Raw genomic sequence first — 13,006 nt, forward strand, 5'->3', positions numbered from 1 at the left:
ACGAGACGGGTGCCTCAGTCGGCCGAGGACAGCAACCGCTCGAGCACCTCGCCTGCCTCGTCGTACCCGGCGTCGGCGATCCGCTGCAGCTCCCGCAGATCGCGAGTGGCCGCCGCGCGCCTGGTCAGCAGTTCGCCGGCGTGCGGGCAGCCTTCGTCCAGGAGGTCGCTCAGCTCTGGTACGTCGTCGCGCGCGTCGGCCAGGTCGGCGAGGCGGTCGAGTGCGCGTTCGTTGCCGTCGTCGGCGAGGGCGCGGAGGGTTTCGCGGTCGAAGGTCGTCATACGGCGAGCCTGTGGGCTTGCCCCTGGGGAAAGGTCAAGCTGGTCCTGTGATCACGATCGGCCAGCTGGCGCAGTACGTCGGTGTCTCGACCAAGACGATCCGGGTCTACCACGCGAAGGGCCTGCTCCCGGAGCCGCCGCGGGACGCGTCCGGGTACCGCCGGTACACCGCGCAGGACCTCGTCGAGCTGATCAAGGTCCGCACACTCGCCGAGTCCGGCATGCCGCTCGCCCGGATCGCCCGGCTGACCGCCGGCTCGCCAGAGGACCTACGGTCCGCGGCCGCCGCCGCGGAGGCGGAGCTGTCGGCCCGCATCGACCGCCTGCGCGAGACCCGCGGCAGACTCCATGAGCTTGCTGCCGGCAACAACCCGTTCCTGCCCGGCGACGTCGAGCAGCACCTGCGGCGGCTGCACGACCTCGGCTTCTCGGACCGCTGGATCGCGCTAGAGCGCGACCTGTGGATCCTCACCTTCGCCACCGACCCAGACACCGCACGCCGCAACTTCGCCGACCAGGCCGAGGCGCAGACTGATCCCGTCCTCGGGCAGCTGTACCTCGACTGCGACCGCGCCCCCGACCTGTCGCCGGACGACCCCACTCTCGACGACCTCGCCGTACGGATCGTCGACGCGTCCCTCGCCCGCTACCCGGCCGAGGAGCTGCGGGAGCAGTTGGCCGACGCGGCGCTCCCCCAGCTGGTCCAGGCCTCCGTCACGGCCGGCTCCCCGGCCTGGGAGCGCCTCGACACGCTGATCCGGCGCGGGCTCAGCCGACGTGTACCCAGGGACGGTTCGGCCGGTTCGGCTCGGCCCGGCGGAGGACCTCGCGGGTGACCGGCGGTACGTCGCCCTCGCCGGAGATCACGTAGCGGAACAGGAAGTAGAACGGGTTGCCCTCGGCCCACGCGAAGTAGATGTGCGGCATCACCTGCCAGTCGTCGCGGATCTTCAGCAGCAGGGCGGCGATCGCGTTCGGGACGCTCGGGCTGTCGACGCGCAGGATCTTGTAGCCGAACCGCTCCTCGCCGCGGACGTCCAGTTCGCTCTCGAACTGCGAGGCGTCGGTCAGCGTCACCTCGAGGAACAGGATCGGCGGCCCCTCCGGCAGGTTCCGCACCTCGCGCTGCTCGGCCTCCTTCTCCTGGTACTCCGCCTCGTCGCGGGCGTCCGGCTCGTTCGCGATGATCCGCAGCTCGCCGTACTCCGCGGCGGCCGAGATCAGCCGGCACGCCTCCGCGTCGAAGCGCACCTCGGTGGCGCGCAGCTCGAGCGACCGGGTGGCGCGCGAGATCAGCGAGGTGAGGACGATCGCGACGATGAAGAACGACGCGATCTGTACGCCGTCCGGCCGCTCGATGATGTTGGCGATCGTGGTGTAGAGCAGCACCAGGCTGATCACGCCGAACCCGACGGTCCGGAACCGCTCGCCCTTGCGCCGCGCCGACAACGTGACCGCGATCGACGCGGACATGATCAGCACGAGTACGCCGGTCGCGTACGCCCCGCCCTGCGCGTCGACGTTCGCCTTGAACAGCAGCGTGATCACGAACCCGATCACCGCGAACACCAGGACGAGCGGCCGGGTCGCGCGCGCCCAGTCCGGCACCATGCCGTACCGCGGCAGGTACCGCGGCACGATGTTCAGCAGCCCGGCCATCGCGGACGCGCCGGCGAACCACAGGATCAGGATCGTGCTCACGTCGTACACGGTCCCGAAGACGTTGCCGAGGTGCTCGTGCGCGAGGTAGGCCAGCGCCCGCCCGGACGCGGAGCCGCCGTCCTTGAACTCGGCCTCGGGGATCAGCACGATCGTCGTGAAGCTGCTGGTGATCAGGAACCCGCTCATGATCAGCGCCGCGGTGGTGAGCAGCTTGCGGGTGTTCCGGATCCGGGTCGCCGGGTGCGCCGGGTCGTCGTCCGGCGCGCCGTCGACCTGCGGCATCACCGCGACGCCGGTCTCGAACCCGGACAGGCCGAGCGCGAGCTTCGGGAACACGACCAGCGAGATGCCGATCATCACCCAGATGTTCGAGTGCTCGGTGGTCAGCATCCCGCGCCAGTTGGTGACCAGTTCGGGCGCGGTGATCACGTGCCAGAGGGCGTTCCCGACCACGATCAGGTTCAGCCCGAGGTAGATCCCGACCAGTGCGACCGCGATCCCGATCGCCTCCCCGAAGCCGCGCAGGAACACCCCGGCGAGCAGCGCCAGCAACAGCAGCGTGATGATCACTTCCTTGCCGTGCAGCCACTGCGGGACATACGGGTTCTCGACCACGTGCGCGGTGGCGTCCGCCGCCGACAGCGTCATCGTGATGATGAAGTCGGTCGCCATGAAGCCGAGCAGGACGAGGATCGTGAACTTGCCCTTCCAGCGGCCGAGCAGCCGGTCGAGCATCGCGATCGACCCCTCGCCGTGCGGGCTCTCCGCCGCCACCCGCCGGTACACCGGCAGCGCACCGAGCAGCGTCAGCAGTACCAGGATCAGCGTCGCCACCGGCGCCAGCAGCCCGACTGCGGCGGCCGCGATCGCCGGCTGGTAACCGAGCGTGGAGAAGTAGTCGACACCGGTCAGGCACATCACCTTCCACCACCGGTGCGTCGGATGCGGCGCCGGGCGGTGCGGGCCCTGGTGTCCGACGGGCCGGTCGTGCAGCAACCACGCGAGGACCTTGCCGTGCGTAGGCGGCGGCACACCGACCGTCTCGTTCTCACGCGTTTCTGTCACCGCTGGGAGCCTAACGAGCAGGTCAGGGACCCTTGGCGGTTTCTAACGCGTCTCTAACAGCGATGTCGGCAGCACCACTACGGCTCGAAGCGGTAGCCCATGCCGGGTTCGGTGATCAGGTGGTCGGGGCGGGCGGGGTCGAGTTCGAGCTTGCGGCGGAGTTGGGCCATGTAGACGCGGAGGTAGTTCGTCTCGGCCTCGTAGCCAGGGCCCCAGACGTCGTGCAGGAGTTGTTTCTGGCCGATGAGCTTGCCCGGGTTGCGGACCAGGATCTCCAGCAGGTTCCACTCGGTGGGGGTCAGCCGTACGTCGCCCTCCGCGGTGGTGGCGCGCTTCGCGGCGAGGTCGAGCGTGAAGGCCGCCGTACGGACGGTGGCCGCGCCCAGGTCGGCCGTCGTACGGCGTAACGCGGCGCGGATCCGGGCCAGCAGCTCGTCCATGCCGAACGGCTTGGTGACGTAGTCGTCGGCGCCCGCGTCGAGGGCGGCGACCTTGTCCGCCTGGGCATCGCGGGCCGACAGTACGACGATCGGCGCGGTGCACCAGCCGCGCAGACCGTGGACGACCTCCACACCGTTGATGTCAGGCAGCCCGAGGTCGAGGATGACCAGGTCGGGCGGCCGCTTACCGGCGGCCGCAAGGGCGGAGGTGCCATCGGCGGCGGTGTCGACCTCGTAGTGCCGGGCGCGCAGGTTGATCGCCAGCGCGCGGAGCAGGCGTCGGTCGTCGTCCACGATCAGGACCCGGCTCACGGTGCCACCGGCAACGTCACGGTCATCGTCAGGCCGCCGCCCGGCGTCGGTCCCGGGGTGAGCGAGCCGGCCATCGCTTCCGTGAATCCCCGGGCGATCGCGAGCCCGAGCCCGACGCCCCCGTCCGCGGGATTGTCCCCGAGCCGCTGGAACGGCGTGAACATCCGCGCGAAGTCCTCCGCCGGTACGCCGGGACCGGTGTCGACCACCGTCACGCGGACCGTGCCGGCGTCCGCGGACGCGCCGACCCGGACGGCCGCCGCACCGTAGCGGCGGGCGTTGTCGACCAGGTTCGCGAGCACCCGTTCGAGCAGACCCGCGTCCGCGAGCACGAGCGGCAGGTCGTCGGGTACGTCGACCACGACAGCCTCCCGCGGTACGCCGACCAGCGCCTTGCCGACGATCTCGTCGAGCACCAGCGGGCGTGGATCGACGCTCAGCGCACCGGCCTGCAGACGGCTCATCGCGAGCAGGTTGGAGATCAGGTCGTCGAGCCGGTCCGCGCTCTCCTCGATCGTCTCCAGCAGTTCGCCCTGCTCGTCCGGGCTCCACACGACGTCGCTCTGCCGGAGGCTCGAGACGGCCGCCTTGATACCGGACAGCGGCGTCCGCAGGTCGTGCCCGACGGCGGCGAGCAGCGCGGCGCGGAGCTTGTCGATCTCGGCGAGCTGGGCCGCCTCGCCGACCAGCTCCCGGTCCTCCCAGGCCCGCGCCGCCGCGCCGGCCAGCCGGGTCAGCAGCTTCCGGTCCTCGGCGAACAGTTCGGGGCCTTCGGCAACCATCACCAGGCCGTCGCGGGCCGGGACCGAGATCACCGGGCTGCCCTGCAACGGCGGCCCGGCGAGCGCGACCTGGTCGGCACCGCGCAGCAGGGCCACCGAGATCATGCCGAACGTCTCCCGGACCTCCTCCAGGACCGCGTTCAGCGAGTCGCCGGTCACCGGTTCGGCGGTGATCCGGGACAGCACCTCCGCCTCGCTGCGGCTGCGCGCGGCCGCGATCCGGCGGCTGGCCGCCAGGTCGACCGTGACGCTGACCGTCACCGCGACGATGACGAACACCGACAGCGCGATGATGCTGTCGCGCTGCTCGACGGCGAACGTGTGGTACGGCGTGGTGAAGAAGAAGTTTGCCAGCAGCACCGACCCGAAGGCGGCCACGACGCCGGGCAGGATGCCGCCGGTGACCGCGATCAGTACGACGAGCAGCAGGTACAGCAGCAGGATGCTCTCCAGCGCGAGGCTGTCCCGGACCGGTACCAGGACGATCGTCAGGACCGGCAGACTGCCGACGACCAGGCCGAGGCCGGTCCACAGCCGGGCCCGGCGACCGTGCCGGGTCGGCCTGGTCCTGCCTATCGAGCGTCCGGCAGCGTCCGGCCTGCGGTCCTGCTCCACGATGCCACTGTTACACGCCTTGCGATCACACGGGAGCCCCACGCCGCGGCTTGCGCACTGGGACCGCCGCCGGCGGCACGGCACGACGGGCCTCGAGCCCTTCCGCGGAGCCGAGCTGCCACGGCACGTTGATCACCATCACCCCGGGCTGGAACAGCAGGCGGGCCTTCAACCGCAGCGCGCTCTGGTTGTGCAGCAGCGCCTCCCACCAGTGCCCCACGACGTACTCCGGGATGAACACCGCGACGAGGTCTCGCGGACTGGTCCGGCGGATGTCCTTCACGTACTCGAGCACCGGCCCGGTGACATCGCGGTACGGCGAGTGCAGCACCTTCAGCGGCACCGGGATGTCCCGCTCGGTCCACTCCAGCAGCAGCGCGTCGGAGGCCTCCAGGTCGGTGGCGACCGTTACCGCGGTCAGCGAGGTCGGACGGGTCGCCCGCGCGTAGGCGAGTGCCCGCAGGGTCGGGGTGTGCAGCCTGGAGACCAGGACGATCGCGAACACCCGCGGCGGCAGCGTCACACCGCCCGGGCCCGGGGTGAGCTCGACCTCGACGCGTTCGTAGTACCGCCGGATGCCCTTCATCAGCGCGAACACCGCCGGCATCGCGATCACCACGATCCACGCACCGTGGGTGAACTTGGTGATCAGCACGATCACCAGCACGACCGCGGTGAACACCGCGCCGAGCCCGTTGATCGCGCGGGACCGGTGCATCGCCGCCGACGGTGCCGCGCGCAGCAGCCGGGTCCAGTGCACGACCATCCCGGCCTGGCTGAGCGTGAACGACACGAAGACGCCGATGATGTACAGCTGGATCAGCCGCGTCGTACTCGCCTGGAACACCCAGATCAGCAGCCCGGCCAGCGCCGACAGGATCACGATGCCGTTGCTGTACACCAGCCGGTCGCCGCGGCGGGAGAACTGCCGCGGCAGGAACCCGTCGTGCCCGAGCAGCGACGCCAGGATCGGGAACCCGTTGAACGCCGTGTTCGCGGCCAGCACCAGGATCGCCGCGGTGAACGCCTGCACGGCGAAGAACCCGATCGACTGGTACCCGCCGAACACCGCACCGGCGACCTGTGCGATCACGGTCCGTTGCTGGTAACCGGCCGGTGCCCCGATCAGCCGCGCCGGGTTGTCGCTGACATGCACGTGCGACGTGAGCGCCAGCACCGTCAGGCCGGCGAACATCGCGACCGTCAGACCACCCATCATCGCGAGCGTCGCGGCCGCGTTGCGGCTCTTCGGCGGCTTGAAGTTCGGTACGCCGTTGCTGACCGCCTCCACCCCGGTCAGCGCCGTACACCCCGAGGCGAAGGCACGCAGCGCGAGCAGCAAGAAGGCGAGGCCCGTCACGTGGCTCGCCGGGACGATGCCGTACGACGCGGACTCGGCCCGCGGCGCGTCCCCGGCGAGGATGCGAACGAGGCCGACCACGATCATCACCAGGACGATCGCGATGAACCCGTACGTCGGGACCGCGAACGCCGTACCGGATTCCTTCACGCCCCGCAGGTTCATCAGCGCGAGCACCGCGATCATCGCGATCGACACCGCCACCGCGTGCGGCGCCAGGACCGGGATCGCCGACACGATGTTCTGTACGCCGGCCGCGACCGACACCGCGACCGTCAGCACGTAGTCGACGAGCAGTGCGCTCGCCGCGACCAGCGACGCGTTCCGGCCGAGGTTCGCCCGGCTCACGGCATACGCGCCGCCGCCGCTCGGGTACGCGTGGCAGGTCTGCCGGTACGACGCGACGACCACGATCAGCAACGCGATGACCGCCGCCGCGACCCACGGGGCGACGTACAGCGATGCCAGCCCGCCGAGGCTGAGCATCAGCAGGATCTCCTCGGTGGCGTACGCGTTCGAGGACAGCGCGTCGCTGCAGAACACCGGCAGCGCGAGCTTCTTCGGCAGCAGCGTGTCGCCCAGCCACTCGCTCCGCAGCGGCCGGCCGACGAGCAAGCGCTTCGGAATCTCGAGCACCTTCACGTCACCAGCCAACTGCGGAGCGACCCGTCAGGCCCGGATCTTGACGCCCTCTTGACGGCTACCGCGCGGATCTTGACGCCGCGTTGACGGCGGGGTCACTTGAGGTGGTGGACCTCCTGAAGCGCGTAGACCGGGGTGGGCAGGTTCTCGTAGCGGGCCTTGAGTTGCAGGGAGAGGTAGAGCGAGTAGTGGCGGGACTGGTGGAGGTTGCCGCCGTGGAACCACAGGGCCTCCTGCTGGGTCGGTTTCCACATGTTGCGCTGCTCGCCCTCCCACGGGCCGGGGTCCTTCGTCGTGTCGGAGCCGAGGCCCCAGCACTTGCCGACGGCATCGGCCACCTCCTGGGAGATGAGGTCCGCGGCCCACCCGTTCATCGAGCCGTACCCGGTCGCGTAGACGACGAGGTCAGCGGGCAGCGTCGTACCGTCCTGCAGTACGACGGCGTCCTCGGTCAGGTGGGAGACCTGGCCGTGGGCGAGCTTCACGTCGCCGTTCGCGACCAGCTCCGCGGCGCCGACGTCGATGTAGTAGCCCGAGCCGCGGCGCAGGTACTTCATGAACAGGCCGGACCCGTCGTCGCCCCAGTCGTGGTCGAAGCCGGATGCCTCCAGCCGCGCGTAGAAGTCCTTGTCCTTCTCGGCCATGGCCTGGTACGCCGGGATCTGGAACTCGTGCAGGATCCGGTACGGGATCGACGCGAAGATCAGGTCCGCCTTCTCGGTCGTCACGCCGGCCGCGAGCGCACGCTCGGAGTACAGGTCACCAAGGCCGTACTCCATCAGCGAGTCGCTCTTCACGATGTGCGTGCTGGACCGCTGCACCATCGTCACGTCCGCGTCGTGTTCCCAGAGCGCGCCGCAGATGTCGAAGCTGCTGTTGTTCGAGCCGATCACCACGCAACGCTTCCCGGCGTACGCGTCCGGGCCGGGGTGCGCCGACGAGTGGTGCTGGTCGCCGCGGAACACGTCCTGGCCGGGCAGGTTCGGGACGTTCGGCTTCCCGGACATACCGGTCGCGAGGACCAGCTGCTTCGGGCGCAGCGTCAGCTCCTGGCCGTCCCGTTCCACCACCACGGTCCACTCGCCGTCGGCGTAGGACGCCGACTTGGCGACCGTGCTCGACCAGTACGGGACTTCCATCGTCTTCACGTACGACTCGAGCCAGTCGCCGATCTTGTCCTTCGGCGCGAACACGGGCCAGTTGTCCGGGAACTTCAGGTACGGCAGGTGGTCGTACCAGACCGGATCGTGCAGGCACAGCGACTTGTACCGGTTCCGCCACTGGTCCCCCGGCCGCGGCTGCTTGTCGATGACGAGCGCCGGTACGCCGAGTTGCCGCAGCCGTGCACCGAGCGCGATCCCGCCCTGCCCGCCGCCGACCACCAGGACGTACGGCTGCTCGGCCGACCCGAGCCTCTCCACCTCGGCCTCACGCTTCTCCTTCCACGTCTGCCGGTTCTTGTCGGCGCCGTGTTGCGCGCCCATGGGCCGCCGTACGCCGCGCGGCTCCTCGTACCCCTTGAGTTCCCGCAGCGTGGTGAGCATGGTCCACGCCTTGTCCTGCCCGTCCTCCTCCACGAGCCGGACCAGCCCGCCGCCGCGCCCGACGCCGGTCTCGAACTCGAACCAGGCCGTGACCACGCCGTCCGCGGCCGTGGCCGGTTCGGTCAGCCGGAATCCGCCGGGATCGGTGGCGTCGAGGGTGTGCGTCAGCAGGTCCGCGACACCGTCCGGGTTCTCGGCGGTCTTCAGGTTCCACGTGAATGCGACCAGGTCGCGCCAGTAACTGGTGGTCGCGAACAGGCCCGCCGCCCGAGGTACCTCGCGCGCCCGCAGCGCGTCCTCGAACGCGGTCAGCCAGTTCGTGGCCCGGTCGTCTGCCGACTGCTGGCTGGTCGGCTTCTGCTCGGTCTGAGTCATGAGGTCAGGACACCGCTCCCCGCCCCGCGCCGACCAGGGTTGCACCACGTTGCACCGTGGCGACGGTCACAGTCCCGGCCTACGATGAGCCGCAAGGCGGGAGGTGCCCATGACAGCGAGTACGGCGTACGGCGCGATCCCGCCGGGCACGGACCTCACGCTGCGTGCCCGGGAGCTGGTCCGGATCCACGACGCGGTGCTGAGCGGCGTACGGCCTCCGCAACGGCCGCGGGCGCTGGTCGCACGCTCGTGGACGCGGGTGATGAACCTCGGGCTGGCGGCGGACCACGTCAACGCGCGCCGTCCGATGAGCCAGGAGGAGCTGGTACGTCGTCGCAGTACGTCACGGCTCTCGCTGGTGATCGACGAGCTGCGGCGGGTGCTGACCAGTGTCGCGGACGCCTCGCTGTTCCTGATGGTGGTGTGCGACGCGGACGGAGTCGTGCTGTGGCGGGAGGGCGCGCCGCGGGTGCAGCTGACCGCGGACCGGCTCGGGTTCCTCGAAGGGATGCTGTGGACCGAACAGGTCGTCGGCACCAACGCGATCGGTACGGCGCTCGCGGAGGCGGCGCCGGTGCAGCTGTTCTCCGCTGAGCACTACGAGAGCCACCAGCACCCCTGGTATTGCACCGCCTGGCCGATCCACGACCCGCGGGACGGTGCCCTGCTCGGCGTCGTCGACGTGAGTGGCCCGGCGCTGACGCTGCATCCGGCGATCGCGGCGCTGGTGGAGAGCGCGGTCCGGCTGTCCGAGGCGGCGCTGTGGCGGCACCACCAGGAGCGGCTCGAGAGCCTCCGCCGGTCGACCGAGGCGGTGGTGAGTTCCACCAACGGTCCGCTCCTGGTCGTCGACGACCACGGGTGGGTCGCGCACCACGCCGGGATCGCGGCGCGCGACCGGATCGACGTACCGCGGGCCGACCGGGCGGTCGCCGTACCGGGCCTCGGCCTGTGCCTGCCCGAACGCCTCGGCGACGGCTGGCTGATCCGCCCACGGGAGGCAGGCGCCACGGTCCGCGCCCGCTTGTACCCCGGGCCGGAGCCGCGCCTCGAGGTACTCCGCGACGGCGAGCCATGGCGTACGTCGCTGACGCCCCGGCACGCCGAGATCCTCGCCGCCCTCGTCGCCGCCGGCCCCCAGGGCCTGACCGCCGCCGACCTCAGCACCCGCCTGTACGGCGACGCCCACCACGAGGTCACGATCCGCGCCGAGATCTCCCGCCTCCGCCGGGTCGCCGGAGCCCTCGTCTCGACCCATCCCTACCGGATCGCCGCCGGGGTCTCGATCGCGCTCTGAACCCGGCGCGGGCCGGCCTTCGGCCAGGTCATGGAGCCAGGTTCGCGGGCCTCGCGGCGGATGCGGTTGTCGACCACGAAGCGGCAGGTCTTCTCCTTCACCTTGGCGCCGAGCCGGCCGGGGATGAACAGGTTGACCGCGGTGTCGTCCTTGCGGGCGAGCTGGCGGATTCCGGCGTCCCGGCCGAGGCTGATGCAGGCGCCGCTGAAGCGCAGTTCGAGCGGCACGGGTTCGGTGCCGGCGATCCTGCTCAGGACGGTGTCGGCCGCCTGTGCACCCAGTGGGCCGGCTGCATACGTACTCATCCGCAGCGGCCGCCCGGACGGCGCGACCGCGTCTCCGGCGGCCACGATCCGGTCGTCGTCGACCGAGGTCAGGGTCTCGTCGGTGATCAGCCGGCCGGCCTTGTCCGTACGCAGACCGCTGTCCGCGGCGAGTTGCGGTACGCCGAACCCGGCGGTCCAGATCGTCAGTGCGCTGCGCCGGACGATGCCGTTCTCCAGTACAAGCTGGTCGGCGCGGACCTTCGTGACCGGCTGGTGTTCGAGTACGTCGACGTCGTGCTCCGCGAGCCACGTCGCGACGTACCGGCGGCCCTTCGTGCTGAGGGTCGGAGCGAGCGACCCGCCGCAGACGAGCGTGACACTACGCCCCCGGTCGGCGAGTTCGGCGACCGTTTCGATGCCGGTGAAGCCGCCGCCTACGACGGTGATCGGGGCGTCGCGCGGGAGGTCGTCGAGCTTGGTGCGCAGGCGTTGCGCGGATTCGTACTCGGCGATGTCGAAGGCGTGCTCGTCGACCGGGGTCGCGGCCCTGCTGCCGACGGCGTAGATCAGGTAGTCGTAGTCGAGCGTCACCCCGGACGCCAGCTCGACGCTGCGGGCTGCGGCGTCGATCCGGGTGGCGCTGTCGACGACCAGGTCGATGCCCTCGCCGAGCAGCGTGCCGTAGTCGATGGTCACGTCGCCGGTTCGTGCGACGTACTGGTGCAGCCGGATCCGTTCGACGAACTCCGGGCGCGGGTTGACCAGCGTGACGTCGACGTCCGGGCGCCGGCGGAGGCGGTTCGCGGCCAGGGTTCCGGCGTACCCGCCGCCGAGGACGACGACCTTGTGGTGTTCGGGCATCGGGAGAGTTCCTTCCGTGACGTGTCGTGTACCCGTCCGACCAGGCAGGCCGCCGAAACGTCAGGTCACACTTCGCGGCGCTGCGGTGTCAGGTAGGCATGAACACGCATCAGGAGCGGCGGCAGCTGATCAACCTCGCGTACCGGCTGCTCGGGTCGCTGGCGGACGCGGAGGACGTCGTCCAGGAGACGTACGCCCGGTGGTACGCGCTGTCGCCGCCCGAGCAGCAGGTGATCGAGAACCCGGCCGCCTGGCTGACGAAGGTGGCGAGCCGGATCTGCCTGACGCAGCTGTCGTCGGCCCGGGTACGGCGGGAGACGTACGTCGGCGAGTGGATCCCGGAGCCGATCCCGGACCCGGCCGAACGGCGCGTCGACGACCCGGCGGACCGGATCACGCTGGACGAGTCGGTCAGTATGGCCTTCCTCGTCGTACTGGAGTCGCTGACACCGGCCGAGCGGGTGTCGTTCATCCTGCACGACGTGTTCCGCTACCCGTTCAAGGAGATCGCGGACATCGTCGGCCGCTCACCCGCCGCCTGCCGCCAGCTCGCGTCGTCCGCCCGCCGCCGGCTGACCGCCGCCCCGCCGACGCCGGCCGCGGTCCAGTCCCGGATCGTCCGCGACTTCAAACACGCCTGGGAGTCCCGCGACATCCAGGCGCTGATCGCACTCCTCGACCCGGACGCCGGCACCACCACCGACACCGGCGGCCACGCGCCGGTCTTCGTCCGCTCGCTCACCGGCGCCGACCGGATCGCCGGAACCTTCGCGAAGTTCGCCGCCAGGCTCACCCGCTTGACCATCAAGGAATGCATCGTCAACGGCCGCCCCGGCCTCCGCGCCGAATCCCACGGCACCACCGTCACGGTCTACGCCTTCGACACCACCGCCGACCGGATCACCCACATCTGGGCGATCAGAAACCCCACCAAACTCGACGCCTGGCAGTCACCCCTGTGCGAGTAGCGCGCGCAGGTAGCGGCGGCGGTAGGCGCGCTGGGCCAGCAGTGCCACCGGGTAGGCGAGGCGCCAGAGGCCCGCGGCGGGGTGGGTCTGCGAGCGGATGGTGAGCCAGACGGAGTCGTCCGTACGGCGTTCCGCGAGGAAGGTTTCCTCGCCGCGGACGGGATGGCCGGCCAGCGTGCCGTAGGCGAACCCGACGCGGGCAGGCTCGTCGACGACAGCAACCACCTGCACCGGCTCGTGGATCCGAAAGGGCCCGACGTGCGCGACCAGCCAGAACCTTCGCCCCAGCACGACGGCAGGGTCGCCCACTACCGAGAAGCCGCTGCGAGTCTTCACACCCCACTGAAGGAGTTCGGTGGAGACGAAGGTCCAGCATTGCTCGCCGGAGCCCAGGCGGACGGTGCGCTCGAAGGACCGCGGGTCGCTGGTCAGCGTCGCGCCCGCTGCGGTGTCGGTCAGCGCACGCCTCGACAGGTCCGTTGGCATGGGTTCATTGTCCAGTTCCTGACAGCGCGCTGGTGTCGGGGCGGCGTCGC

11 protein-coding genes are annotated in these 13,006 nt (G+C 70.6%); 3 read left to right on the plus strand and 8 right to left on the minus strand.

Annotation, left to right across the window (positions count from 1 at the left end; all coding sequences use genetic code 11):
- Positions 1–14: 14 nt before the first annotated feature.
- Positions 15–281: a hypothetical protein gene (locus ACQHIV_RS10985; RefSeq protein WP_427893386.1), complete on the minus strand. Its 267-nt coding sequence runs from the start codon at positions 279–281 to the stop codon at positions 15–17.
- A gap of 47 nt (positions 282–328) precedes the next feature.
- Between ACQHIV_RS10985 and ACQHIV_RS10990 the strand changes: the two genes are divergently transcribed.
- Positions 329–1,117 (plus strand): MerR family transcriptional regulator, encoded by a 789-nt coding sequence (locus ACQHIV_RS10990; protein ID WP_427893387.1) that lies wholly within the window; start codon positions 329–331, stop codon positions 1,115–1,117.
- Here the strand turns inward: ACQHIV_RS10990 and ACQHIV_RS10995 are convergent.
- The 5 genes from ACQHIV_RS10995 to ACQHIV_RS11015 all read right to left on the minus strand — a co-directional run bounded on the left by ACQHIV_RS10995 (position 1,050) and on the right by ACQHIV_RS11015 (position 9,078).
- Positions 1,050–3,008: an amino acid transporter gene (locus ACQHIV_RS10995; RefSeq protein WP_427893388.1), complete on the minus strand. Its 1,959-nt coding sequence runs from the start codon at positions 3,006–3,008 to the stop codon at positions 1,050–1,052. The genes ACQHIV_RS10990 and ACQHIV_RS10995 overlap by 68 nt on opposite strands.
- Before the next feature lie 77 nt (positions 3,009–3,085).
- Positions 3,086–3,760 (minus strand): response regulator, encoded by a 675-nt coding sequence (locus ACQHIV_RS11000; protein WP_427893389.1) that lies wholly within the window; start codon positions 3,758–3,760, stop codon positions 3,086–3,088.
- Complete coding sequence (locus tag ACQHIV_RS11005; RefSeq protein ID WP_427893390.1) at positions 3,757–5,157, minus strand: sensor histidine kinase; 1,401 nt, start codon at positions 5,155–5,157, stop codon at positions 3,757–3,759. Before ACQHIV_RS11005 ends, ACQHIV_RS11000 begins: the two co-directional genes overlap by 4 nt.
- 25 nt (positions 5,158–5,182) lie before the next feature.
- Complete coding sequence (locus ACQHIV_RS11010) at positions 5,183–7,159, minus strand: APC family permease (protein ID WP_427893391.1); 1,977 nt, start codon at positions 7,157–7,159, stop codon at positions 5,183–5,185.
- A 95-nt stretch (positions 7,160–7,254) separates the two neighbouring features.
- A complete protein-coding gene (locus ACQHIV_RS11015) occupies positions 7,255–9,078 on the minus strand; it encodes a flavin-containing monooxygenase (RefSeq protein WP_427893392.1) in 1,824 nt (607 codons plus the stop codon).
- Between the two features lie 109 nt (positions 9,079–9,187).
- Here ACQHIV_RS11015 and ACQHIV_RS11020 point away from each other — a divergent pair, with 109 nt between their 5' ends.
- Positions 9,188–10,375, plus strand: a complete 1,188-nt coding sequence (locus ACQHIV_RS11020; RefSeq protein ID WP_427893393.1) for a GAF domain-containing protein — start codon at positions 9,188–9,190, stop codon at positions 10,373–10,375.
- Here ACQHIV_RS11020 and ACQHIV_RS11025 read toward each other — a convergent pair.
- A complete protein-coding gene (locus ACQHIV_RS11025) occupies positions 10,339–11,502 on the minus strand; it encodes an NAD(P)/FAD-dependent oxidoreductase (protein WP_427893394.1) in 1,164 nt (387 codons plus the stop codon). The two genes, ACQHIV_RS11020 and ACQHIV_RS11025, sit on opposite strands and share 37 nt — an antisense overlap.
- Positions 11,503–11,600: 98 nt before the next feature.
- Between ACQHIV_RS11025 and sigJ the strand changes: the two genes are divergently transcribed.
- Positions 11,601–12,470: an RNA polymerase sigma factor SigJ gene (gene sigJ / locus ACQHIV_RS11030; RefSeq protein WP_427893395.1), complete on the plus strand. Its 870-nt coding sequence runs from the start codon at positions 11,601–11,603 to the stop codon at positions 12,468–12,470.
- On the opposite strand, the gene ACQHIV_RS11035 is transcribed toward sigJ, so the two are convergent.
- Entirely contained in the window at positions 12,453–12,956 is a 504-nt protein-coding gene (locus ACQHIV_RS11035) for a DUF1990 family protein (RefSeq protein ID WP_427893396.1), read from the minus strand. The genes sigJ and ACQHIV_RS11035 overlap by 18 nt on opposite strands.
- Positions 12,957–13,006: the final 50 nt, after the last annotated feature.

The sequence above is a fragment of the Kribbella polygonati genome (genome assembly GCF_050320105.1).
In the GTDB taxonomy this organism is placed as follows: Bacteria; Actinomycetota; Actinomycetes; order Propionibacteriales; family Kribbellaceae; genus Kribbella.

What these genes read in the sequence shown, in the direction of transcription:
- ACQHIV_RS10985 (WP_427893386.1), bottom strand. Translation starts at nt 281, where the DNA reads ATGACGACCTTCGACCGCGAAACCCTCCGCGCCCTCGCCGACGACGGC.
- ACQHIV_RS11015 (WP_427893392.1), bottom strand. Translation starts at nt 9,078, where the DNA reads ATGACTCAGACCGAGCAGAAGCCGACCAGCCAGCAGTCGGCAGACGAC.
- ACQHIV_RS11020 (WP_427893393.1), top strand. Translation starts at nt 9,188, where the DNA reads ATGACAGCGAGTACGGCGTACGGCGCGATCCCGCCGGGCACGGACCTC.
- ACQHIV_RS11025 (WP_427893394.1), bottom strand. Translation starts at nt 11,502, where the DNA reads ATGCCCGAACACCACAAGGTCGTCGTCCTCGGCGGCGGGTACGCCGGA.
- sigJ (WP_427893395.1), top strand. Translation starts at nt 11,601, where the DNA reads ATGAACACGCATCAGGAGCGGCGGCAGCTGATCAACCTCGCGTACCGG.
- ACQHIV_RS11035 (WP_427893396.1), bottom strand. Translation starts at nt 12,956, where the DNA reads ATGCCAACGGACCTGTCGAGGCGTGCGCTGACCGACACCGCAGCGGGC.